Origin of the sequence: Prevotella sp. RM4 (assembly GCF_000701965.1) — a bacterium.
Lineage (GTDB): Bacteria > Bacteroidota > Bacteroidia > Bacteroidales > Bacteroidaceae > Prevotella > Prevotella ruminicola.
Genome location: NZ_JNKG01000001.1, coordinates 23,578 through 46,522 on the forward strand (window position 1 = coordinate 23,578; position 22,945 = coordinate 46,522).

Below are 22,945 nucleotides of genomic sequence, written 5' to 3' on the forward strand. Positions count from 1 at the left end.
ATTTTTTTTCTTTTAGTCCTGTTGTCCGTTGCTAAATTATTTAATCAAAGAATCCGGGTTGTTTGTATTCGATGCCTAATTCGCGATCAACGGTGGCGAGGATACCCTGTACCTGACCGAGGGCGAACATACGACCCAAGAGAGTGTAACCGGCATTGTGACCGTGACTGCTCTCGTCCATAATACCACCAGGCTCATCGGTAAAGGTCATACCATGATCCACACGCATGGGCAGAGCAGGATTCTCCTTCTCGAAGATACGGCACAGCTCAATCAGATCGGCACGACCGCCCAGGTGAGAGGCCTCAGTAAAGTCGCCATTGGGGAAGATGTGGCACGAACGCAGGTGAACGAAGTGTGTGCGAGAGGCAAACTTCTTAGCCAACTCAACCACATTGTTATAAGCGCCTGCAGAGAGCGAACCAGCACAGAACGTGAGTCCGTTATGCTTGTTGGGAACAGCATCCAGGAACCACTGGATATCTTCCTCGGTACGTACGATGCGTGGCAAGCCCAGAATCTCGATAGGGGGATCGTCGGGGTGAACACACATGTTCATGTTGCACTCCTCGCAAACAGGCATGATAGCCTCGAGGAAGTACTTCATGTTGGCACGCAGCTTAGCCTTGTCGATGCCTTTATACAGATCGAGGAACTCGCGGAACTTCTGTACAGGAGCCTCGTCGTTCTCGCTGAAGTTACCGCTTACGAATCCCTGAGTCTTAATCACGATATTCTCAACCAGTTTGTGGTCCTTCTCGGGTGTCATGGTCTTAGCCAGCTCGTCGCACTCGGCGATGACGCTGCGGCCCTGGCCCCATCCCTCGGGGAACTGGAACTTCTCCCATTCCTCGCGAGCGCCTGGACGCTTCAGGATATAGATGTCGAAATAAGCAAATTCGGCATAGTTGAAATAGAGGTTAGTGGCACCGTTGGGGTTGTCGTGGAACAAGTCGGTGCGGGCCCAGTCGAGTACGGGCATGAAGTTGTAGCAGATGCAGTGGATACCTTCGGCAGCGAGGTTACGCAGACTCTCTTTGTAAACCTCGATCTGGTGATCGCGATCGGGACCGCCGTATTTGATTGTCTCAACAACGGGCAACGATTCTACTACGCTCCAGCGCATACCGTAGCTCTCGATGTACTCGCGCAGGTCGCGAATCTTCTCACGAGTCCAAACCTCGCCAAGGGGTACATCGTGCAGGGCGGTAACAATGCCCTCAACACCGATTTGTCTGAGTTGTGCAAGAGTAATCTTATCCTTCTTGCCAAACCATCTCCATGTTCTTTCCATAATTAGTTATTATTTTGATTTGCTATATTTTTTGATGCTGCAAAATTACGCATTTATTGGTAAATGAGGTTGTGTTTTTAGCTCATTTCTTTGTTGATTTGTACTTTTTTAGCTTATTTCCCATGATGAGCTCACGAAAATCATATGGTTTACCACCGTTGGGGGCTATAGTAGAGGGGATGCTGGCTGCTTCGCCCTCCATACCGTAGCGGTTCATGGCCGTAACGGCGTAATACAAGGTGCGACCCTTATGGGGTACGGTAATCGACAAATCACGCTGACGGGTAGCAATCAGGTTCTCGGGATTGTTTACATCAACGGGTAGTGTTTCTGAGGCATAGACATTATATAATAGATAGTCGGCACCCGAATAGTCGGTAGCCTTCTGCCACGATATCATATCGTTGATCATACCGCGTTTCATCTGCAAATGGCTAACAGCCGATGGGGCCTGCTTGCCTGCCCACGTCATAGGTGGAATCAAGGCTGGCACCATATTAAAGTCGCAGGTAAAATCGTAGATACCTTTGGTATTGTCGGTAAAGAACTTACTGCGGAAGAAAGTGCATCCCAAACCAAGCTGGCGCAGCACGTTCATCTCGCGGGTAATCACATCCAGATTCCAGTTCTTTTCGCGGGGATGCATCATGTAAACAGCCAGGCCTGGAGCTACCATACGTCCGTAGCTATGCTCCAACCAATCTACCGCAAAGGGGAAGAAGTTATTACCCTGAAAATACATCATCGGGTACAGGGCATCCATCAGTCCGTCGCGCAGCCAACCTTGGGCGTCCTGGCAGACGGTAGTGTTTGCATTCCAACCCGAACTTTTGTATCTGGTTAGGTCGTCGTATTTGCCTATAGGCGAGCAAGATAGCTTAATCCATGGCTTTAAACCTTTAACGGCACGATTAATCTTGCGAACGATGTCGGTGATGTACTGTCGTCCTTGTGGGCGCGACACCTTCAGCTTCCAGGTTTCGGGGTAGCGGATGTAATCCAGATGGATGCCATCTACATCGTAATTGCGGGTTACTTCGGCACAGAACTGGGCCAAATAATCGCCCGTTTGTGGCTTTTCGGGATCCATATATCCCTCGTCGCCAATCTTACGAATCAGCGATGGGTATTTCTGTCGGAGCTGCTTACAGCCTGTACCGTTCCATTTTCCAACGGGGATGGTAACAATCCAAGCGTGGCACTCCATACCACGCTTATGGCACTCGTTAATGCAGAACTGCAGAGGGTCGTAACCTGGCGATTTGCCAGGATGACCAGTAATGCAACCGTCCCAAGGCTCAGTGGTGGTTGGGAAAATAGTGGTGGCACGCACTCGGGTTTGTATCAGTACGGTATTGATACCAGCCTGCTGCAGTTGGTCGAGAATCGAAATCAACTCGCGCTGCTGGGTAGGTGTAGAGTAGGAGTGAGGCCAGTCGATACCGCCAATGGTGGTTAACCAAACGGCTCTGACTTCATGTTTTTGTGTATTCGCTTTGGTGGTTAGCACAAGTGCTAAAAGCACGAAAATATGTATAATTGTCTTCAAAATGATATTTTTTTTGATAATTTTGGTGCAAAGTTACTTTATTTTTTCCATTTCTCAAATAAAAACACTACTTTTGCACAAAAATAATTCAAAAATAGCTAAAGAAAGATGATTTCGTTTGTATTGAGTCTCGTTGCTCTTGTGATAGGCTACTTCTTCTATGGTCGCCTGGTAGAGCGTGTGTTTGGTCCCGACGACCGTGTGACTCCAGCTGTTGCCAAAGCTGATGGCCTAGACTACATCGTACTTCCTTCATGGAAAATCTTCATGATCCAGTTTCTCAACATTGCAGGCACAGGTCCTATCTTTGGTGCTATCATGGGTGCCAAGTTTGGTCCTGTAGCGTATCTGTGGATTGTTTTTGGATGTATTTTCGCCGGTGCCACCCACGATTATCTGTCGGGCATGCTGTCTATGCGTCATGATGGTGCAGGCCTGCCGGAACTCATCGGTCAGTATCTGGGCAAGACCACCAAGAATATCATGCTGGTGTTCACCGTGCTGCTGCTCATTATAGTAGGTGCGGTGTTTGTCTATTCGCCAGCCGAGATTCTGCATTCTATAGGTGGTGACACCCTTATGTGGATTATCATCATTTTCAGCTATTATGTCATTGCCACTATGTTGCCTATTGACAAGATTATCGGAAAGATATATCCGCTCTTCGCCTTCTCGCTGCTGTTTATGGCAGCTGCGCTGATGGTGTGGTTGTTCCTGCATTGGCCCACAGTGCCCGAGCTATGGAACACCTTCTACAACCTTGGTGCCGCTACCCATCCTGATACCTGGAAGGATAACATCTTCCCAGCTTTGTTTATCACCATTGCCTGTGGTGCTATCTCAGGTTTCCATGCTACACAGAGTCCGCTGATGGCCCGTTGCGTAAAGAGCGAGAAAATGGGTCGCCCCATCTTCTACGGCGCCATGATTACCGAGGGTATCGTGGCACTTATCTGGGCTACAGTAGCATCGTGGTTCTTCTATGGTACCCCCGCTCCAGGCTATACGCTGATTGAGCAGGCTACTGCTGGATTCCATACTTCGGCTCCTGCTGTAGTAAACTTGGTTTGTAACGAGTGGTTGGGTGTTGTTGGTGCTATCCTGGCTATGTTGGGAGTAGTTGCTGCACCTATCACATCGGGTGATACTGCTTTCCGTTCGGCCCGACTGATTGTTGCCGAGTGGTTAAAGATGAATCAGCGCCCCATCCCTAAGCGCTTACTTATCTGTATCCCCTTGTTTGCCATCTCTATCGCTATGCTGGTATGGCAGATTGAGAATCCCGATGGTTTCAATACCATCTGGCAGTATTTCGGTTGGAGTAATCAGGCACTCAGCGTGTTCACACTCTGGACCATCACCGTTTATCTGGTTCGCAACAACAAGTGTTTCTGGCTCACGTTGATTCCTGCCTTGTTTATGACTACCGTTTGCTCAACCTACTTCTTTGTGTCGAAGCAGTTCCTGGGTCTTGGCAACGATGGTTATCCTTATGGCGCAGTTTGTCTGGGTGTAGCTATCGTATGGTTTGTATTATGGTATCGAAAGAATAATAACTTAAAACAGTAATGATTATGAAAAAGTTGATGATGGCTGCTATCGGCCTGATGATGGCAATCGGTGCTAACGCACAGTATCTGAACGATTCTCAGAAAGTTTTCTCTCAGGATAAGTGGTACGTAGGTGCCTCCCTCTCAGGTTTGGATTTGAACTATCACAAGGGTAGCGATTGGACCTTCGATCTTCATGCCAAAGGCGGTTATCTCATTGCCGACGACTGGATGATTACTGGTTTGGTAGGTTATCAGGCTCAGACCGATTTCCCATCGGTGGTACAGTTGGGTGCCGGACTGCGTTATTATTTTGAGAGTTGCGGTGTGTATGCAGGTGCTACAGCCAAGTATGTACATTGCGACGACTTCAGCGATTTCCGTCCTGAGCTGAGCGTAGGTTACGCTTACTTCCTGACAGGTAAGCTCACTATTGAGCCTGAGGTATATTATGAGCACAGCACCAAGGATTCTGACTACTCAGGATTCGGCGTACGTCTCGGATTCGGAATTTATTTCTAAAATCAAAATAATAGTAAAATAGTAAAATTTAAAATTAATGTTAAGTGTTGATGAATTGGTTGACAGACTGATAGATCTGTCGTTTGCCGAAGATATAGGCGATGGCGACCACACTACCTTGTGCTGTATCCCCGAGGATGCAATGGGTAAGAGTCATCTGCTGATTAAGGAAGATGGTATCTTGGCAGGAGTAGAAATTGCAAAAGAAGTGTTCCACCGTTTCGACCCCACCATGCAGGTTGAGGTGCTGATGCAGGATGGAACCCGCGTAAAGAAAGGCGATATCGCCATGATTGTTTCAGGAAAAATCCGTTCGCTGCTTCAGACCGAGCGTCTGATGCTGAATATCATGCAGCGCATGAGTGGTATTGCCACCATGACCGATAAGTATGTGAAGCGTCTGGAGGGTACCAGCACCCGTGTGCTTGATACCCGTAAAACCACACCTGGTATGCGTATGCTCGAGAAGCAGGCCGTAAAGATTGGTGGTGGTTGCAATCACCGTATCGGCTTGTTTGATATGATTCTACTCAAGGATAATCATGTTGATTTCGCAGGTGGTATCACCAACGCTATCGACCGTTGCCACAAGTATCTCGAAGAGAAAGGTTTGAACCTGAAGATTGAGATCGAGGTTCGTTCGTTCGATGAGTTGCAGCAGGTGCTCGACCACGGAGGTGTGGACCGTATCATGCTCGATAACTTCAGCGTGCCCGATACCAAGAAGGCGGTTGATATTATCAACCATCGTTATGAGACAGAATCGAGCGGCGGTATCACCTTCGATACCATCCGTGATTATGCTGAACAGGGTGTAGATTTCATCAGCGTTGGTGCGCTCACACACTCTGTTAAGGGACTCGACATGAGTTTCAAAGCTTGTGACTAATATATAATAATGTATATGAAAAGAAAACTGATACTAGCAATTGCGCTGATGGCCGTAATGGGCGCATCGGCATGTACTAACTTTATTGTTGGCAAGAAAGCCAGCGCCGACGGTTCGGTGTTTGTAACTTATAATGCCGACTCGTATGGCGCATTCATGCCCCTCTATCACTATCCCGCAGCCAAGCATCAGCCAGGTGAGATGCGTAAGGTGTACGAGTGGGATACAAACAAGTATCTCGGCGAGATTGCCGAGGCTGCCGAGACCTATAATGTGATTGGTAACTCTAACGAGTGGCAGGTAACCATTGGCGAGACTACCTTTGGTGGTCGCCATGAGATGGCCGACTCTACAGGTGTTATCGATTATGGTTCGCTTATCTACATCGCCCTGCAGCGTTCTAAGACTGCTCGCGAGGCCCTGCAGATTATGACTTCGCTTGTTGAGCAGTATGGTTACTACTCTGAGGGTGAGACCTTCTCTGTAGCTGATAAGGACGAGGCTTGGATGCTGGAGATGATGGGCTGCGGTCCTGATCGCACCAAGTCGAAGGAGCGCACCGTTTGGGTAGCTGTACGCATTCCTGATAATGCTGTAGCAGCTCACGCTAACCAGAGTCGTATCACCAAGTTCCTGGATGGTCGCTATGTACAGGTAAAGATGATGGACCTGTTTGGTAAGAAGTATGCCGTTAACGGTAAGAAGCCTGTTCCCAACCTGATGCTTTGCTCAAGCAATGTGGTAAGCTATGCACGTGCGATGGGCTGGTTTGATGGTAAGGATGCCGACTTCAGCTATAATGCTGCTTACGCTGCTCCCGACTTCTCGGGTCGTCGTTTCTGCGAGGCTCGTGTTTGGAGCTTTTTTAACCGCTTTGCCGACGATTTCTCGGAGTATGTTCCCTATGCAGCCGGTAAGGAGAAGAACGCTAAGGAGATGCCACTTTGGATTATCCCTAACAAGAAGGTAACCATCCAGGATCTGCGCGATGCTATGCGCGATCACTACGAGGGCACACCATTCGCTCTCGATACCAATATCGGTGGCGGTATCTATCAGATGCCTTATCGTCCAACACCTCTTACATTCAAGGTGGGCGAGCAGGATGTATTCAACGAGCGTCCTATCTCAACCCAGCAGACTGCTTGGAGCTTTATCTCACAGATGCGTAGCTGGATGCCTCGCGAGGTTGGTGCTTGTTTCTGGTTTGGTAACGACGATGGTAACATGGTGGCTTACACACCTATGTACTCTTGTATCACACGTCGCCCCAGGTGCTTTACTGAGGAGGGTGCCGATGACGTAACTTTCTCGATGGACAATGCTTTCTGGGTATGCAACTGGGTTAGCAATATGGTTTATCCTCGTTACTCACAGTTGTTCCCAACCCTGCAGGCCGTTCGCGATTCGCTCGACGCTTCGTATGCTCAGCTTCAGCCCGAGATCGAGGCTAAGGCCCTCGCATTGCCTACAGCCGAGGAGCGTGTGAAGTTCCTGACTAATTACAGCTGCAAGAAGGGCGACGAGATGATTGCTCGTTGGCAGAAGCTGGCCTTCTTCCTGATTGTGAAGTTTAACGATATGGCTGTTAAGCCAACAGATGCCAACGGCACTTTCCTGCGCACACCTTATGGACATGGTGCACGTGCAGAGCGTCCTGGTTATCCTGAGCAGTATGCGCGTGATTTGTTGAAGCAGACAGGCGACAAATATCTCGTACCAGTGGAGGAGAAGAAATGAGCACATTGAAAGCCGCACTCTTCGACCTCGATGGTGTAGTATTCGACACAGAACCCCAGTATTCTATTTTCTGGGGTTCTCAGTGTCGACTCTATCACCCCGAACGTCCAGGTCTGGAACACGAAATTAAAGGTCAGACGCTCACACAGATCTACGATCAGTGGTTCAGTGGTCCGTTGGAGAAAGAGCAGCCTGTAATCACAGATAGACTTAACGAATACGAGAGCCACATGCATTACGACTATATCGAGGGCTTTGAGCAGATGATTGCCGATTTGCGCGCTCATGGTGTGAAAACGGCAGTTGTAACCAGCTCTAATTTGCCTAAGATGCAGGCTGTGTATCGCTATCAGCCTGAGTTTAAGTCGTTGTTTGATGCTATTCTTACCAGCGAGGATTTCGAGCGTAGTAAGCCCGATCCCGATTGTTATCTCAAAGCCGCCGCGCGCTTGGGTGCAAGCACCGATGAGTGTATTGTTTTCGAGGATAGCTTTAATGGTCTGCGTTCTGGTCGTGCTGCCAATATGAAGGTAGTGGGACTGGCAACCACCAATTCGGCAGAGTCGATCAGCGAATTGTCCGACATCCAGATATCCGATTATCGGAATATGGACTTTAACCAACTTTCCTCTCTACTTTAGGGAATTCCCCATTGTGGTTTATGGATTTTCCTTTGTAGGAGTAAGCTAAATTATCTAACTTTGCAATATCAAAAAATAATCGAATGTCTAACAAAAAAAATAGAAAGGGTACAATTATGAAGAAGCTCTACACAACACTGATGATCGCGATGATGGGATTGATGACACTGTCGTTCACGTCTTGCGAAACCGATGAGGAAATCGCCTACGATCTCGAAGGCACATGGGTTGGTAATATGTCGATTGCCGATGCTTATGGTGAGGCGTATGTTGATTCTGAAATCACATTCCTGCGATACTCAAACTCTTACACTGAGGGTAATGGTCTCTGGGCCGATTATTATGGACCACGTGACTACGAGGTATATCGTTTCGAGTGGTATGTTGATTTTGGTACCATTTATATCCGCTTCGAAGATGGCGCTCGTGTAGAAATCCGTAGCTACTCTTTGAACTCAAATCGATTCCGTGGCCGCTTCTGGGATGGCGACAAGGAAGTAAGCTTCGAGCTGCGTAACTCTACTCGTAAATACGACTACGACTACAACTGGGGTGGCAGTCACTATCGCACCCGCAGTGCAGCCGATGCCAACGAGGCTCGCCCCACACATCCCCGTATCAAGTAAATGCAGTTTTCCCCTAATACTAACCCCGCTTTACTATCATAGTAGAGCGGGGTTAGTGTTTGGGTAAATTTGAGGTATCTGGGATATCAATCCAGGCGGGTGATGATAGGCATGGTCCACTCGTTATGGGCGATACGATCAACTGGGTTGTAGATACGGAAGATAAGATGGAAGTCGTCAGCAGGTGCAGGCAGCCAGTTATCGGGATGGTCTGTATCCGGTTCGTGCGAAACATAAATGTCGAGTGAACCATCATCATTGCGCTTCCAGTTGTCGCGGTCTGTGATATTATAGCGATTCTGCTCGTTGTCGTAGAGGAAGTTGTCTTCGCCATAGAGGGTCACACTCCAGAAACCGTAAGGCTTTGTTTCTGGCCAGTTGTCAGAAGTTATATGCAGACGATAGCGATGATTGCCATTAAGGTGCTGTCCATCGGCATCAACGTTGGCGCGTGGATATACAGCCACGCTTACAGGATTAGCTGCGAGGGCTGCCACAGCAATAAGAGCACGATAATAGTATTCGGTACCGAACTCTGCAATAGGTTCGCCATAGAACTGCCAAGAGCCATTGGGCTTAACAAACTGCTGACTGCGTGGCGTTGTGATAGCGATAATATTGGTTACGAGGTTTTTCCACAATGTCTCTGCCTCACTGCCGAAGATGGAAGCGTCGAATTTCAGACCAGGACCTACATTGATACGCTTAAGGTCGGCCAGCCATTCGGCATCTTCTTTTGCTGGTGGATTGGTGAGCATCAGCTCATTGGCGCGAGCAAAGAATTTGTCCATAGGCATCGTCATGATGTAATCCACAGGAGCTTTAAAGTCGTAATCAGGGTTGTAGGTACCCTTACCTGTATATTCTGCGCCGGTAGTCAGGAAGTCGTTCAGCATATAGGTACGCATCTCGTCCTGGATAGCATGTACGTTGTCCAGGTCATCCTTACCCTTGCAAACAGTACGCAGCAGCATCCACACATGGTCGGTAGGACTGGCGATGTGAGTCATGTTGGCTGGCACTTCGCCTTTAAAGTTAGGACCGGTAAAACAGAAGTAACCATATTCACCCTCGATATCGGTGGCAACAGGAGCTGCTATGCAGTTGCTCCAGGCATCAAGAATCTGAGCCAGACAGAAACGATCGGTGTGTGGCAGGCGCAACACGAGTGCATCTCCTGAGAGGTCCATCATCACCTGTGTGTAGTTGGTGTCCACGTTAGGTGTCACCACCTCTTTGGTATTAGCATTGGCCAGCACGCGGGCGTGAATCAGACGGTTGGCTGGTGCCTGCTGCTGACCAACGGGTTCTACTACGTTAGTCATATGAATATAGGTAGCGTCCATGAGCATCAGCGGCAGTGCATAGACGTAGGCTCGCTCAAGCAAATCGGCCTTCTCGGCATCGGTTAGATTTTTTGACGCATTAGCGGGGTTGTCGGAATAGGTATTGCATCCTGTGCCAACGATGGTTGCCAGCAGCATCATGGCTGCTGTAGCAAGGTAGTGAATTAGTTTTGTTTTCATACTGAATAAATTTGATTTATAGTGATATTTTGTTTATGGCGGCAAAGATATGAAAATAAATTGAAAAAACAAAATATATAAAGAAAAAATTAAACATATAAACCACTGTTGTGGTAGATGGATGTAACTCGCATAAATAAAGAAAAAAGTATTTTCCTTTGGTTATTCGCATAATTTGCAGTAACTTTGCACCCGATTATATATATAATAAGGTGAAATGAGTGCATTTAAGAAAAAAAGAAGATGGCATTGCTTGCCCGGACAGGAGCCCACAGAGATGGATAAAACCATTATGTATTGGGAGAACAAAGGTAAGCTGGTGCCAACACGTGACTTGATTAAAACCCCTGAACAGATAGAAGGCATCCGTAAGGCGGGTGTTGTAAATACCGCTGTGCTCGACGCAGTGGCCAAGGAGATTAAGGCTGGAATGAACACACTCGAGATCGACCAGATTTGTCGCAAGGTGTGCGAGGATGCTGGTGCCATCCCAGCCTGCTTGAATTACGAAGGATTCCCCATGAGCGTGTGCACCTCGATCAACGAGGTGGTATGTCACGGTATCCCCAAGGAGGAAGATGTGCTCGAAGAGGGCGATATCATCAATGTTGACTTTACTACCATCCTTGATGGCTATTATGCCGACGCCAGTCGTATGTTTATCATCGGCAAGACTACACCCGAGAAGGAGCAGCTGGTGCGTGTAGCTAAGGAGTGTCTGGAGATTGGTATGGAGGCTGCTAAGCCTTATGGCTTTGTGGGCGATATCGGTCATGCCATCGAGAAGCACTGTAAGAAATACGGCTATGGTATCGTTCGCGATCTGGCCGGACACGGCGTGGGACTGAAATTCCACGAGGAGCCCGATGTAGAGCACTACGGACATTGTGGTACCGGTATGCTGCTGGTTCCTGGTATGGTGTTCACCATCGAACCTATGATTAACATGGGTACCTGGAAGGTATTCATCGATGCCGACGATCCATACGGATGGGAGGTTATTACCGAAGATGAGTTGCCTAGCGCACAGTGGGAGCATACACTCGTGATGACAGAACATGGTGTAGAGATACTGACGTACTAAGATGAAGGATATATATATATTAGGTATAGAAAGCTCGTGTGATGATACTTCGGCAGCTGTACTGAAGAATGGTATCCTGCTGTCGAACGTCACAGCATCGCAGGCTGTACACGAGGCATACGGTGGCGTAGTGCCCGAGTTGGCATCAAGAGCACACCAACAGAATGTGGTGCCTGTAGTTGATCAGGCCATCAAGAAAGCTGGTATTACCAAAGAGGATTTAACAGCGATTGCCTTTACCCGCGGTCCCGGACTGATGGGCTCGTTGCTGGTAGGCGTAAGCTTTGCCAAAGGTTTTGCCCGCTCGTTGGGTATCCCTATGATTGATGTAAACCATCTGCAGGGACACGTGATGGCACATTTTATCAAGGAGAGCGAGGACGATCAGCACCAGCCACCATTGCCATTCCTGTGCCTGTTGGTATCAGGTGGTAACTCGCAGATTGTAAAGGTGAACGCCTATAACGATATGGAGGTGCTTGGACAGACTATCGACGATGCTGCTGGTGAGGCTATCGATAAGTGCTCGAAGGTAATGGGACTGGGTTATCCCGGTGGTCCTATTATCGACCGATTGGCTCGTCAGGGAAATCCTAAGGCCTATCAGTTTGCCGAGCCTAATATCCCTGGTCTCGATTATAGTTTCTCGGGCTTGAAGACCTCGTTCCTGTATTCGATGCAGAAGTGGGTGGCCGAGGATTCCGACTTTATCGAGAAGCACAAGGAAGATATCGCTGCCTCGCTGGAGTGGACGATTGTTGATATCCTGATGAAGAAGCTGAAGAAGGCTGTGAAGCAGACAGGTATCAAGCACGTGGCTGTGGCTGGTGGTGTGAGTGCTAATAACGGCTTGCGCAATGCGTTCTACGATGCCGAGAAGCGTTATGGCTGGACGATTTATATCCCCAAGTTCAGTTATACCACCGATAATGCGGCCATGATTGGTATTGTGGGCTATTATAAGTATCAGGATCAGCAGTTCTGCGACATCAGCGCCCCCGCATTCAGTAAAGTAACGTTTAAGTAGTAATAATTAGCAACGGACAACAGGACTAATAAGATTGATTATCACTGGAAAATAAACTTTAAGTCCTGTAGTCCGTTGCAAAAAAAGAAAATTAAACTAAATATGGATTTTGAAAGTAAGATAACAAGTAGAGAGGTAAGTGAAATCCTCTGGGAGACCGAGAAGACTGTAAGTACTGCCGAGAGTTGCACTGGTGGCCGTATAGCTGAGGCTATTATTGCAGTACCTGGCGCATCAAAGTATTTCAAGGGTGGTATTATCTCATATATCAACGAGGTTAAGGAGAATCTGCTGGGTGTTGACCATCAGTTGCTCGAAGAGAAAACCGCTGTGTGTGAGGAGGTTGCGATAGCTATGGTAAAGGGGGCGTGTAAGGCGCTGAATACTGATTATGCAATTGCTGCTACCGGTTTTGCTGGTCCTACCGGCGGTACCAAGGAGATTCCTGTTGGCACCATCTGGTTGGCATGCGGACGTCCCGAAAAAGTGGTAACCATGAAGCTCGAAGAAGACTATGGGCGCGACATCAATCTGGCCATTGCTACCAATCGTGCTATGGAGATGTTTTTGGGCTTTTTGAAGGAGGAAGATGCCCCCAGACCCACGCGAGAAGGTTAAAAATCATTAATTCTTTGAATTTCCGGTCGTGTAATTATCTGAATCTCAATAAAATTGTGTAATTTTGCACGCTGTTTGGAATAAGTAAGTGTAAATCACAAGTAAAAAGGTAGATAGAAATGTCTAAGATTTGTCAAATTACAGGAAAGAAGGCACAGATAGGTTGCAATGTGTCTCACTCAAAGCACCGTACAAAGAGAAGCTTTGACGTTAACCTTTTCAGCAAGAAGTTCTACTACGTAGAGGAGGGTTGCTGGATTCAGTTGAAGATTAGCGCTGCTGGTCTTCGTATGATCAATAAAGTAGGTCTGGATGCTGCCTTGAAGCAGGCTGTTGCCAAAGGATTTGTAGACTGGAAGGACATTAAAGTGATAGGAGATTAAAATCATGGCAGGAAAGAAAGCTAAAGGTAATCGCGTTCAGGTTATCCTGGAGTGCACAGAGCACAAGAATAGTGGTATGCCCGGTACTAGCCGTTACGTAACCACCAAGAATCGTAAGAATACGCCAGAGCGTATGGAGCTTATGAAGTATAACCCAATCCTGAAGAAGATGACTCTTCACAAGGAGATTAAATAATACGACTGAAGTATGGCAAAGAAAACCGTCGCAACCCTCCACGAAGGCTCAAAGGATGGTCGCGCTTACACAAAGGTAATCAAGATGGTTAAGAGCCCTAAGACTGGTGCTTACATCTTCGACGAGCAGATGGTTCCCAACGAGGCCGTTAAGGACTTTTTCAAGAACTAATTTACATTTATTATATTGAAATTAGAGGTCGCAAGGAAATTTGCGGCCTCTTTTTTTGGTTGTGTCGTAAATTATGCCTATCTTTGCAATCGAAAATATTGCAATATGGGATTATTTGGATTTTTTAGTAAGGATAAAAAGGAGACGCTCGATAAGGGTTTGGAGAAAACCAAAACGAGTGTGTTCGATAAACTGACTCGTGCCGTAGCCGGTAAGTCGAAGGTTGATGATGATGTATTGGATAATCTTGAAGAGGTGCTCATCACCAGCGATGTGGGTGTAGATACCACATTGAAGATTATTCAGCGCATCGAGGAGCGTGTGGCTCGCGATAAATATGTCAGCACTTCTGAACTTAACCGCATTCTCCGTGAGGAGATAGCCGAACTGCTGGCGGAGAATAATTCAGATGATAACGATAATTGGGATTTGCCCGCCGATCATAAGCCCTACGTTATTCTGGTGGTAGGCGTGAACGGCGTTGGTAAAACCACAACCATAGGTAAGCTGGCTTGGCAGTTCAAGCAGGCCGGCAAGAAGGTTTACTTAGGTGCTGCTGATACATTCCGTGCAGCTGCTGTTGAGCAGTTGTGTATCTGGGGCGAGCGCGTAGGTGTGCCTGTTATCAAGCAGCAGATGGGTAGTGATCCCGCCAGCGTGGCGTTCGATACCCTGCAGAGTGCCAAGGCTAATGGTGCCGATGTGGTATTGATTGATACCGCTGGTCGACTGCACAATAAGGTAGGCTTGATGAACGAGCTGAAGAAGATTAAGGATGTGATGAAGAAGGTACTGCCCGAGGCACCCGACGAGGTGATGCTGGTGCTTGATGGCTCTACCGGTCAGAATGCCTTCGAACAGGCCAAGCAGTTTGCTGCCGTTACACAGATTACCTCGCTGGCTATCACCAAGCTTGATGGTACAGCCAAGGGTGGTGTGGTAATTGGTATTTCTGACCAGTTGAAAGTACCTGTAAAATATATCGGACTGGGCGAGGGTATGACCGACCTCCAGTTGTTTAATAAACGTCAGTTTGTAGATTCGCTGTTTGACATTAAAGATTAAACATTAAACATTAAACATTAAAGATTAAATGGCGAAAACAATAGATATTATATCCCTGGGCTGCTCAAAGAATCTGGTTGATAGCGAGACTCTGATGGGCTTGATGGAGGCCAATGGCTATCAGTGTACACACGATAGCGACGACCCTCAGGGCGAAATCGTGGTGGTAAACACCTGCGGTTTTATCAACGATGCCAAGGAAGAGAGCATCAACACCATTCTGGAGTTTGCTCAGGCCAAGACCGAAGGTCGTATCGAGAAACTCTTTGTGATGGGCTGTCTTTCTGAGCGCTATCTGGCCGACTTGGAAAAAGAGATTCCCGAGGTTGACGGCTGGTACGGCAAATTTAATTATAAGAAACTTTTGAAAGACCTGAATGGCGAGGAGTATAACGCTTGCGAGGGTAAGCGCCATATCACCACACCACGGCATTATGCATATATTAAGATTAGTGAGGGTTGTGATCGCCATTGTGCGTATTGCGCCATCCCTCTAATTACTGGTAAGCACCAGAGTCGCCCCATGCAGGAAATCCTCGACGAGGTGCGTTATCTGGTTAGTCAGGGCACCAAGGAGTTTAATGTCATTGCCCAGGAGTTAACCTATTATGGTGTTGACTTGGATGGCAAGCAGCATATCGCCGAGCTCATCGAGCAGATGGCCGATATCCCTGGTGTTGAGTGGATTCGCTTGCATTATGCTTATCCCACACACTTCCCTTGGGATCTGTTGCGTGTGATTCGCGAAAAGCAGAACGTATGTAAGTATCTGGATATCGCACTCCAGCATGTATCAGATAACATGCTGAGCCGTATGCGTCGCCACGTGACTAAGGACGAGACCTATGAGCTGGTTCGTCGTATGCGCGAGGAGGTGCCCGGCATCCACATCCGTACCACCCTGATGGTTGGTTTCCCAGGCGAGACCGACGAGGATTTCGAGGAACTCAAGGCCTTTGTAAAGTGGGCTCGTTTCGAGCGTATGGGTGCTTTCTCGTATTCGGAAGAAGAAGGAACCTATTCGGCTGACAACTTCGAGGACGATGTGCCTGAGGATGTAAAGCAGAGCCGATTGGATAAGATTATGCGTATCCAGCAGAATATCAGCGCCGAACTCGAGGCTGAGAAAGTTGGAAAGGTATTCAAGGTGATTATCGACCGACGTGAGGGTGATTATTATATCGGTCGTACCGAGTTCTGTTCGCCCGAAGTTGACCCTGAGGTGCTGATTCCAGCAACTGAGGCAAAACTTACCATCGGCAACTTCTATGATGTATTGATTACAGATTCGGAAGAATTTGATTTATATGGAACCACAATCATTAAAACATATGAACAATAAAGACTTTATCACAGAATTGGCGCAACGCACGGGTTATTCGGCTGATGAAACCCAGCAGTTTGTGAATTGTGTAGTTGAGGCAATGGGCGACCATTTTCAGGACGACGACTCAGTGCTGATTCCTACATTCGGTACATTCGAAGTTAAGAAGAAGATGGAGCGCATCATGGTAAATCCTTCTACAGGACAGCGCATGCTGGTGCCACCAAAACTGGTGCTTACATTTAAGCCAAATGTAAGTTGGAAAGAACGTGTAAAGAATGGAGGAGCTGAGTGATGGGAAAGATTTCGATACAAGAATTAGCCAATGTGCTGGTTGAGCGCAGAAAGATGAACAGACGCGATGCAAGTTTGTTTGTAAGTGCTATGTTCGATATCGTACAGCAGCGACTTGAAACCGATAAGCTGGTTAAAGTCAAAGGTCTGGGTACGTTCAAGATTATTGATGTTGAAGATCGCGAAAGCGTAAACGTAAATACAGGCGAGCGTGTGCTGATCGAGGGGCACGGTAAAATTACCTTTGTGCCCGATGCCCTGCTGAAGGAACTGGTAAACAAGCCATTTGCCCAGTTCGAGACGGTAGTGCTGAACGATGGTGTGGATTTCGACGATGTTGATACCACAACCACCGATGCTCCCGAGCCCGAAGTTGATGCTGAGCCCATCGTTGAGCCAGAACCAGAGCCTGTGGTAGAGCCCGAACCAATTGTTGAACCAGAGCCAGCTCCAGTAGTTGCTCCCGAACCAGAGCCCGCTCCTGTGGTTGAGCCTGAACCAGTTGTAACTCCTGAGCCCGAGTCAGTTGTGGTTCCCGACGATGATCATGCAGCTATGCCATTGGTTGACTTTGGTGGCAACGAGGAGCCCGAACCAATTGTCGAGCCTGAGCCCGTTGTGGTTCCTGAACCAGTTGTTGCTCCAGAGCCAGTTGTGGTTCCTGAGTCAGAGCCCGTAGCCGAGCCTGTAGAAGAAATGATGTCACTTGATGATGAGTTCGACGACGATATCGATGATGAACTTGAGGAGGAACTGAAGTTGGGTATGACTATTCGTCCTGAGACAACAGTTCGCCCAAAGGAAGAACCAAAAGTTCTGGAAGATATCGATGATGAAGATATTCCAGAATGGGTTATCGAGCCTTATGTTGCTTCGCCCGCCGAAGAACCCAAGGTTGAACCCGAGCCCGTTGTAGAACCCGAGCCTGTGGTTGCTCCAGAGCCCGAGCCAATTGTGGCTCCTGAGCCAGTTGTTGCCCCTGAGCCCGAGCCAATTCCTGAGCCCGAGCCTGTAGTAATACCTGAGCCAGAGCCTGTGGTTGTTCCCGAGCCAGAGCCCGTTGTAGCTCCCGAACCAGAGCCAGTAGTTGCTCCTGAGCCTGTTGCTCAGCCGGTGGTTGAAACACCACGGCCTGCTGCAAATTCTAATCTGCAGTCGATCCTGAGTTCGTTCCAGACCATCAAGAAACCAGCTCCTGCACCCGAGCCAATCCCTGAGCCCGAGCCAGCTCCAGTAGTAGCACCCGAGCCCGAGCCTGTGGTAATCCCAGAGCCAGCACCTGTTGTTGAGCCCGTTTATACCCCAGAGCCCGAACCTGTTGTTGCACCAGAACCGGTATACGCTCCCGAGCCTGAACCCGTTTATGCTCCTGAGCCAGAGCCCGTTAAACCAGTTGTAACACAGCTTTCTGACGAGACAAGGATTACCGAAGAGTCGCTGCGTGATATGCTTGAGGATGATCCCGAGCCCGTCGTAATTCCTGAGCGAGCACACGTGGTAGAGCCCGAACCCGTAGTTCTGGATGAACCTGCTCCCGTAGTAGAGAATCGCAAGATGACTGCCGACGAAGAGCTTGCTGCAGCCTTTAAGAGTATGGGTGTTACAGACGAGGTCGTTTCTGAGCCTGCACCTAAGAAGGTGGTAGAGGAGGAAGAGCCAGAGAACGAGGAACCCGAATATGAGTTTGAGTCGGCCCGTCCACGAAAGTCGGCTGGCAAGTGGGTATTGGCCTTGCTGGCATGTATCATTGGTTTAGGTTGTGGCTATCTGCTGGGTAATCATTATCCATATGCCAACTTCCTGCCTGATGAGAGCAGCGAGACTGTGATCCATGTTCAGAAGGAAACAGCTCCTGAGCCACAGGCTGTCCCTGATATTGAAGCTGTAGTGGATGAAGCCCCAGCAGAACCGACTGCAACCGAGGCTGATATCAAAGCTGCTGAAGCAAAGGCCGCTGAGGAGGCTAAGGCTGCAGAGGCTAAAGCCAAAGCAGATGCCGAGGCAAAGGCCAAGGCCGATGCTGAAGCAAAAGCCAAGGCTAAGCAAGAGGCCGAGGCCAAGTCGAATCCTATTGCCGATAAGTACGACGCGATGGACGTAAGAGTACGCTTGGGCGCCTATCGTATTGTAGGTACCGACCGCACGGTAAAGGTGAAGGAAGGCGACAATCTTGTAAAGATTTCACGCCGTGTTCTGGGACCCGATATGGAGTGTTATCTCGAGGTATATAACAACATCAAAGCCTCTACACCACTCAAGGTTGGCCAGGAAATTAAAATTCCAAAATTGCAGTTGAAGAAGAAAAAGAAGGCCGCAACAGCCAACTAAATCAGCAAATAATGAAAAAGTTTCTTAAAACTTAGGTTTTGGGAAACTTTTTTAATATTATTTAGACTGATAAAGTGTGGCAAAGTCCTTTAAAAAAAGTATTTTTGCAGTCAAATTTAGAAAACAATTAAAGATATAAATATTATGGCAGAAGCTATTGATATCCGAGAGTTAAATATTCGGATTGAACAACAAAGCGCATTTGTAACAAATCTTGTGAGTGGAATGGACCGCGTAATCGTTGGTCAGAAACATCTAATCGACTCGCTTTTGATAGGTTTGTTGAGTGATGGACATATTTTGCTGGAAGGTGTGCCAGGTCTGGCTAAGACATTGGCCATTAAGACCCTTTCGCAGTTAATCGATTCAGATTACAGCCGTATTCAGTTTACCCCCGACTTGCTCCCTGCTGACGTGATAGGTACTATGATCTACTCGCAGAAGGACGAGAAGTTCCAGGTAAAGCAGGGCCCCGTATTTGCCAACTTCGTGCTGGCCGATGAAATTAACCGTGCCCCAGCAAAGGTGCAGAGTGCACTGCTCGAGGCCATGCAGGAAAAGCAGGTTACTATCGGTAGTCAGACCTTTAAGTTGCCTAACCCATTCCTGGTAATGGCTACTCAGAACCCTATCGAGCAGGAGGGTACCTACCCACTGCCTGAGGCACAGGTCGACCGTTTCATGCTCAAGGTGGTTATCGATTATCCTACACTCGAAGAGGAGAAGAAGATTATCCGCGAGAATATCACAGGCGAGATGCCTACCGTTACCCCTGTAACTACAGCCGAGGAGATTCTGAAGGCTCGCAGCGTGGTTCGCGAGGTTTATATCGACGAGAAGATCGAGCAGTATATTGCTGATATCGTGTTCGCCACCCGTTATCCCGAGCGTTATGGCTTGAAGGATCTCAAGGACATGATTTCGTTTGGTGGTTCGCCTCGTGCCAGCATCAATCTGGCTAAGGCTGCTCGCGCTTATGCTTTCATTAAGCGTCGTGGCTATGTGGTTCCCGAGGATGTTCGTGCTGTGGCTCACGATGTATTGCGCCACCGTATTGGACTTACCTACGAGGCCGAGGCCAGCAATATTACCAGCGAGGAGATTGTTTCAAAGATTATCAATAAGGTTGAAGTGCCTTGATAGTGAATAGTGATTAGTGAATAGAGAATAGTGGAAACTTCTGAAATAATAAAGAAAGTCCGTAAGATCGAGATCAAGACCCGTGGCTTGAGCTCAAACATCTTTGCAGGTCAGTACCACTCTGCCTTTAAGGGTAGGGGTATGGCCTTTAGCGAGGTGCGCGAGTATCAGTTCGGTGATGATGTGCGAGATATCGACTGGAATGTGACTGCTCGTTTCCATCGTCCTTATGTAAAGGTGTTCGAAGAGGAGCGCGAGCTGACGGTGATGCTGTTGATCGACGTCAGCGGTTCGCTTGATTTCGGCACCCAGAAGCAGATGAAGCGCGATATGGTGACCGAGATTGCTGCCACCCTTGCCTTCAGTGCTATTCAGAACAACGATAAGATTGGTGTGATCTTCTTCTCGGATAAGATCGAGAAGTACATCCCGCCCAAGAAAGGCCGCAAGCATATCCTGTACATTATCCGTGAGATGCTCGACTTTAAGCCCGAGTCAACACGTACGGATATCAAGCAGGCCATCGAGTTCTTGTCGAGTGTCCAGAAACGTCGTACCACAGCCTTTATCCTGAGCGACTTCTATGTGCGTAGCGATTTCCAGCAGTCGTTGCAGATTGCCAATCGCAAGCACGATGTGGTAGCCATCCAGGTGTACGACCAGCGTGCACGCGAGTTGCCCGATGTGGGATTGATGAAGGTTGTAGATGCCGAAACTGGCTACGAGCAGTATGTGGATACAAGTTCCAAGAAACTGCGTCAGGCTTACCAGAAGTACTGGTTAACCCGCCAGGCCCAGTTGCAGGAAACTTTTAATAAGAGCAATGTAGACAATGTGAGCATAGCCACTAACGACGACTTTGTGAAATCGTTGCTACTGCTATTTAAACAACGTAGTTAAATGAAACGTATTTTTCTTCTTATATCGCTGATAGCCAATGCGCTGCTGATTTCGGCACAAGTATCTGTCGAGGCTGAGATTGACTCGATTCAGATCTTTGTTGGTCAGCAGACTCACCTGCGACTCACTACCAATGTGCAGCCCAGTCAGAAGGTTGAGTTCCCGCAGTTTCAGCCCACACAGATGATTACAACTGGTGTTGAGGTGCTGAAGTGCGAGGAGCAGAAGCAGGATATCGGTGATGGATTCGAAGCCCGCACGATGGTGTACACACTCACCTCGTTCGACGATACCCTTTATTATCTGCCACCACTTACCGTTAAGGTGGATGGTAAGCAGTATAAGAGTAAGAGTCTGGCCCTGAAGGTGCTCACCATCGATGTGGATACCACCAAGGTCGATCAGTTATTTGGTCCTAAGGATGTGCAGGACAACCCGTTCCTTTGGAGCGAGTGGAGCTTGCCATTCTGGTTGAGTGTGCTCATGCTGGTACTGTTGGCTTTGTGCTACTATCTGTACTTGCGTTTGCGCGACAACAAGCCCATCATCACCCATATCCGCATTGTTAAGCACCTGCTGCCACATCAGAAGGCCATGCAGGAGATTGAGCAGATTAAGGCCGATAAGATGGTGGCTTCGGAGAACTCGAAGGAGTACTACACCAAGCTTACCGATACCCTGCGTAAGTATATCGAGGAGCGTTACGGATTCAATGCGATGGAGATGACCAGTAGCGAGATTATCGAACGCCTCACCGCCTCGCAGGATCAGAAAGCACTCGACGAGTTGCGCGAGCTGTTTATGACTGCCGACCTGGTTAAGTTCGCCAAGTATTCTACACTTATCAACGAGAACGATAAGAATCTGGTGAGCGCCATCGACTTCATTAATCAGACCAAGCTCGAGAATCAGCCTGTAGAAGAAAAGGTTAAACCACAGCTCTCTGAGGAGGATCAGCGTACACAGAAGTCGCGCCGCCTGCTCAAAACCATTATCACCCTTATCTCGGTGGTATGCGCCGGTCTGTTCGGCTTTGTGGCTTACACCCTTTATCAGTTATTGAATTAAAACAGAACAAATGGAATTTGCCAATAAAGAATATCTGCTGTTGCTTCTGCTCATCATACCTTATATTATATGGTATGTGATGTACAGAAAGAAAACCGAGCCCACGCTGCGGATGAGCGATACGTTTGCCTTCCGCTATGCGCCAAAAAGCTGGAAGGTTAAGCTTATGCCCCTTTCCATGCTGCTCCGACTGCTGGTATTTGTGATGATAGTCATGGTGCTGGCTCGCCCTCAGACCCGTAACTCGTGGGATAGCAAAACCGTGGAGGGTATTGATATCATGCTGGCTATGGACGTATCTACCAGTATGCTGGCCGAGGACTTGCGCCCTAACCGTATCGAGGCTGCCAAGCAGGTGGCTTCTGAGTTTATCATTGGTCGCCCCAACGATAATATCGGCTTGGCCATTTTTGCCGGCGAATCGTTCACCCAGTGCCCCATGACCACCGATCATGCATCGCTGCTGAACCTGCTGCAGAATGTGCGTACCGATATCGCCGCCCGTGGACTCATCGAGGATGGTACCGCTATCGGTATGGGACTGGCCAACGCCGTGAGCCGACTCAAGGACTCGAAGGCTAAGAGCAAGGTGGTGATTCTGCTTACCGATGGTAGTAACAACCGTGGCGATATCTCGCCATCTACCGCTGCCGAGATTGCCAAGAGTCTGGGCATCCGCGTTTATACCATTGGTGTGGGTACCAATAAGGTGGCACCTTATCCTATGCCTGTGGCCGGTGGTGTGCAGTATGTGAATGTGCCCGTTGAGATCGATACCAAGACGCTGAGCGAGATTGCCAGCATCACTGAGGGCGATTTCTATCGCGCCACCAATACCAACGAACTTCGTAAAATCTATAAGGAAATCGACCAGCTTGAAAAGTCGAAGCTTAACGTCAAAACCTTCAGCAAGCGTTACGAGGCCTACCAGCCTTTTGCACTTGTGGCTGTGTTGGCGCTGTTGCTCGAGATTCTGCTGCGTGTAACTATATTTAGGAGGATACCGTAAT

The 22,945-nt window shown here is 48.3% G+C and carries 23 protein-coding genes; 20 read left to right on the forward strand and 3 right to left on the reverse strand.

Going from position 1 to position 22,945, the window contains the following annotated elements; genetic code table 11:
- Positions 1-40 precede the first annotated feature (40 nt).
- Entirely contained in the window at positions 41-1,294 is a 1,254-nt protein-coding gene (uxuA, locus tag T499_RS0100115; RefSeq protein WP_013064172.1) for a mannonate dehydratase, read from the reverse strand.
- 82 nt (positions 1,295-1,376) lie between these two features.
- Positions 1,377-2,843 (reverse strand): glycoside hydrolase family 10-like protein, encoded by a 1,467-nt coding sequence (locus T499_RS0100120; protein WP_033149288.1) that lies wholly within the window; start codon positions 2,841-2,843, stop codon positions 1,377-1,379.
- Positions 2,844-2,951: 108 nt separating this feature from the next.
- On the opposite strand from T499_RS0100120, the gene T499_RS0100125 reads away from it, so the two are divergent.
- The 6 genes from T499_RS0100125 (at position 2,952) to T499_RS0100150 (ending at position 8,811) form a co-directional block, all read left to right on the forward strand.
- Entirely contained in the window at positions 2,952-4,412 is a 1,461-nt protein-coding gene (locus T499_RS0100125; protein WP_013063346.1) for a carbon starvation CstA family protein, read from the forward strand.
- A 5-nt stretch (positions 4,413-4,417) separates the two neighbouring features.
- Positions 4,418-4,915, forward strand: coding sequence for an outer membrane beta-barrel protein (locus T499_RS0100130; RefSeq protein WP_033149340.1), 498 nt, complete (start codon positions 4,418-4,420; stop codon positions 4,913-4,915).
- 37 nt (positions 4,916-4,952) lie between these two features.
- Positions 4,953-5,804 carry a carboxylating nicotinate-nucleotide diphosphorylase gene (nadC, locus tag T499_RS0100135; RefSeq protein ID WP_033149289.1) on the forward strand — a complete coding sequence of 284 codons (852 nt, stop codon included), beginning with the start codon at positions 4,953-4,955 and terminating at the stop codon, positions 5,802-5,804.
- Between the two features lie 15 nt (positions 5,805-5,819).
- Complete coding sequence (locus T499_RS0100140) at positions 5,820-7,544, forward strand: C69 family dipeptidase (RefSeq protein ID WP_033149341.1); 1,725 nt, start codon at positions 5,820-5,822, stop codon at positions 7,542-7,544.
- The gene (locus T499_RS0100145) at positions 7,541-8,185 is read left to right on the forward strand and encodes an HAD family hydrolase (RefSeq protein ID WP_033149290.1); all 645 of its coding nucleotides are present in this window, start codon (positions 7,541-7,543) and stop codon (positions 8,183-8,185) included. Before T499_RS0100140 ends, T499_RS0100145 begins: the two co-directional genes overlap by 4 nt.
- A 116-nt stretch (positions 8,186-8,301) precedes the next feature.
- Positions 8,302-8,811, forward strand: a complete 510-nt coding sequence (locus T499_RS0100150; RefSeq protein ID WP_013063898.1) for a lipocalin-like domain-containing protein — start codon at positions 8,302-8,304, stop codon at positions 8,809-8,811.
- Between the two features lie 86 nt (positions 8,812-8,897).
- On the opposite strand, the gene T499_RS0100155 is transcribed toward T499_RS0100150, so the two are convergent.
- A complete protein-coding gene (locus tag T499_RS0100155; RefSeq protein WP_084162833.1) occupies positions 8,898-10,337 on the reverse strand; it encodes a DUF1254 domain-containing protein in 1,440 nt (479 codons plus the stop codon).
- Positions 10,338-10,554: 217 nt separating this feature from the next.
- Here T499_RS0100155 and map point away from each other — a divergent pair, with 217 nt between their 5' ends.
- The 14 genes from map to T499_RS0100220 all read left to right on the forward strand — a co-directional run bounded on the left by map (position 10,555) and on the right by T499_RS0100220 (position 22,944).
- A complete protein-coding gene (gene map / locus T499_RS0100160; protein WP_033149292.1) occupies positions 10,555-11,421 on the forward strand; it encodes a type I methionyl aminopeptidase in 867 nt (288 codons plus the stop codon).
- A gap of 1 nt (position 11,422) precedes the next feature.
- Positions 11,423-12,448 carry a tRNA (adenosine(37)-N6)-threonylcarbamoyltransferase complex transferase subunit TsaD gene (gene tsaD / locus T499_RS0100165; protein WP_033149293.1) on the forward strand — a complete coding sequence of 342 codons (1,026 nt, stop codon included), beginning with the start codon at positions 11,423-11,425 and terminating at the stop codon, positions 12,446-12,448.
- A gap of 102 nt (positions 12,449-12,550) precedes the next feature.
- Positions 12,551-13,066, forward strand: a complete 516-nt coding sequence (locus T499_RS0100170) for a CinA family protein (RefSeq protein ID WP_013063611.1) — start codon at positions 12,551-12,553, stop codon at positions 13,064-13,066.
- A gap of 119 nt (positions 13,067-13,185) precedes the next feature.
- A complete protein-coding gene (gene rpmB, locus T499_RS0100175; protein WP_013063140.1) occupies positions 13,186-13,449 on the forward strand; it encodes a 50S ribosomal protein L28 in 264 nt (87 codons plus the stop codon).
- A gap of 4 nt (positions 13,450-13,453) precedes the next feature.
- Positions 13,454-13,645: a 50S ribosomal protein L33 gene (gene rpmG / locus T499_RS0100180; RefSeq protein ID WP_013065340.1), complete on the forward strand. Its 192-nt coding sequence runs from the start codon at positions 13,454-13,456 to the stop codon at positions 13,643-13,645.
- 12 nt (positions 13,646-13,657) lie between these two features.
- A complete protein-coding gene (locus T499_RS14370; protein WP_006950479.1) occupies positions 13,658-13,816 on the forward strand; it encodes a DUF4295 domain-containing protein in 159 nt (52 codons plus the stop codon).
- Between the two features lie 105 nt (positions 13,817-13,921).
- Complete coding sequence (gene ftsY, locus T499_RS0100185; protein ID WP_033149294.1) at positions 13,922-14,881, forward strand: signal recognition particle-docking protein FtsY; 960 nt, start codon at positions 13,922-13,924, stop codon at positions 14,879-14,881.
- 28 nt (positions 14,882-14,909) lie between these two features.
- Positions 14,910-16,223, forward strand: coding sequence for a 30S ribosomal protein S12 methylthiotransferase RimO (rimO, locus tag T499_RS0100190; RefSeq protein ID WP_033149295.1), 1,314 nt, complete (start codon positions 14,910-14,912; stop codon positions 16,221-16,223).
- Positions 16,213-16,500, forward strand: a complete 288-nt coding sequence (locus T499_RS0100195) for an HU family DNA-binding protein (protein ID WP_013064518.1) — start codon at positions 16,213-16,215, stop codon at positions 16,498-16,500. The genes rimO and T499_RS0100195 overlap by 11 nt, the downstream gene beginning before the upstream one ends.
- Positions 16,500-18,827 (forward strand): HU family DNA-binding protein, encoded by a 2,328-nt coding sequence (locus T499_RS13970; RefSeq protein WP_052173226.1) that lies wholly within the window; start codon positions 16,500-16,502, stop codon positions 18,825-18,827. The genes T499_RS0100195 and T499_RS13970 overlap by 1 nt, the downstream gene beginning before the upstream one ends.
- Positions 18,828-18,971: 144 nt before the next feature.
- Complete coding sequence (locus T499_RS0100205) at positions 18,972-19,967, forward strand: AAA family ATPase (protein WP_013065531.1); 996 nt, start codon at positions 18,972-18,974, stop codon at positions 19,965-19,967.
- A gap of 30 nt (positions 19,968-19,997) precedes the next feature.
- Positions 19,998-20,867, forward strand: a complete 870-nt coding sequence (locus T499_RS0100210) for a DUF58 domain-containing protein (RefSeq protein ID WP_033149296.1) — start codon at positions 19,998-20,000, stop codon at positions 20,865-20,867.
- Positions 20,868-21,935, forward strand: a complete 1,068-nt coding sequence (locus tag T499_RS0100215) for a BatD family protein (RefSeq protein ID WP_052173227.1) — start codon at positions 20,868-20,870, stop codon at positions 21,933-21,935.
- A gap of 10 nt (positions 21,936-21,945) precedes the next feature.
- Entirely contained in the window at positions 21,946-22,944 is a 999-nt protein-coding gene (locus tag T499_RS0100220) for a vWA domain-containing protein (RefSeq protein WP_013063970.1), read from the forward strand.
- The last annotated feature ends 1 nt before the right edge of the window (position 22,945 follow it).

Coding starts and splice junctions, on each gene's coding strand:
- T499_RS14370 (WP_006950479.1), top strand. CDS start 13,658: ATGGCAAAGAAAACCGTCGCAACCCTCCACGAAGGCTCAAAGGATGGT.
- T499_RS0100125 (WP_013063346.1), top strand. CDS start 2,952: ATGATTTCGTTTGTATTGAGTCTCGTTGCTCTTGTGATAGGCTACTTC.
- ftsY (WP_033149294.1), top strand. CDS start 13,922: ATGGGATTATTTGGATTTTTTAGTAAGGATAAAAAGGAGACGCTCGAT.
- rpmG (WP_013065340.1), top strand. CDS start 13,454: ATGGCAGGAAAGAAAGCTAAAGGTAATCGCGTTCAGGTTATCCTGGAG.
- uxuA (WP_013064172.1), bottom strand. CDS start 1,294: ATGGAAAGAACATGGAGATGGTTTGGCAAGAAGGATAAGATTACTCTT.
- nadC (WP_033149289.1), top strand. CDS start 4,953: ATGTTAAGTGTTGATGAATTGGTTGACAGACTGATAGATCTGTCGTTT.
- T499_RS0100140 (WP_033149341.1), top strand. CDS start 5,820: ATGAAAAGAAAACTGATACTAGCAATTGCGCTGATGGCCGTAATGGGC.
- tsaD (WP_033149293.1), top strand. CDS start 11,423: ATGAAGGATATATATATATTAGGTATAGAAAGCTCGTGTGATGATACT.
- T499_RS13970 (WP_052173226.1), top strand. CDS start 16,500: ATGGGAAAGATTTCGATACAAGAATTAGCCAATGTGCTGGTTGAGCGC.
- T499_RS0100215 (WP_052173227.1), top strand. CDS start 20,868: ATGAAACGTATTTTTCTTCTTATATCGCTGATAGCCAATGCGCTGCTG.
- T499_RS0100205 (WP_013065531.1), top strand. CDS start 18,972: ATGGCAGAAGCTATTGATATCCGAGAGTTAAATATTCGGATTGAACAA.
- T499_RS0100220 (WP_013063970.1), top strand. CDS start 21,946: ATGGAATTTGCCAATAAAGAATATCTGCTGTTGCTTCTGCTCATCATA.
- T499_RS0100170 (WP_013063611.1), top strand. CDS start 12,551: ATGGATTTTGAAAGTAAGATAACAAGTAGAGAGGTAAGTGAAATCCTC.
- T499_RS0100145 (WP_033149290.1), top strand. CDS start 7,541: ATGAGCACATTGAAAGCCGCACTCTTCGACCTCGATGGTGTAGTATTC.
- T499_RS0100130 (WP_033149340.1), top strand. CDS start 4,418: ATGAAAAAGTTGATGATGGCTGCTATCGGCCTGATGATGGCAATCGGT.
- rimO (WP_033149295.1), top strand. CDS start 14,910: ATGGCGAAAACAATAGATATTATATCCCTGGGCTGCTCAAAGAATCTG.
- T499_RS0100195 (WP_013064518.1), top strand. CDS start 16,213: ATGAACAATAAAGACTTTATCACAGAATTGGCGCAACGCACGGGTTAT.
- map (WP_033149292.1), top strand. CDS start 10,555: ATGAGTGCATTTAAGAAAAAAAGAAGATGGCATTGCTTGCCCGGACAG.
- T499_RS0100150 (WP_013063898.1), top strand. CDS start 8,302: ATGAAGAAGCTCTACACAACACTGATGATCGCGATGATGGGATTGATG.
- rpmB (WP_013063140.1), top strand. CDS start 13,186: ATGTCTAAGATTTGTCAAATTACAGGAAAGAAGGCACAGATAGGTTGC.
- T499_RS0100155 (WP_084162833.1), bottom strand. CDS start 10,337: ATGAAAACAAAACTAATTCACTACCTTGCTACAGCAGCCATGATGCTG.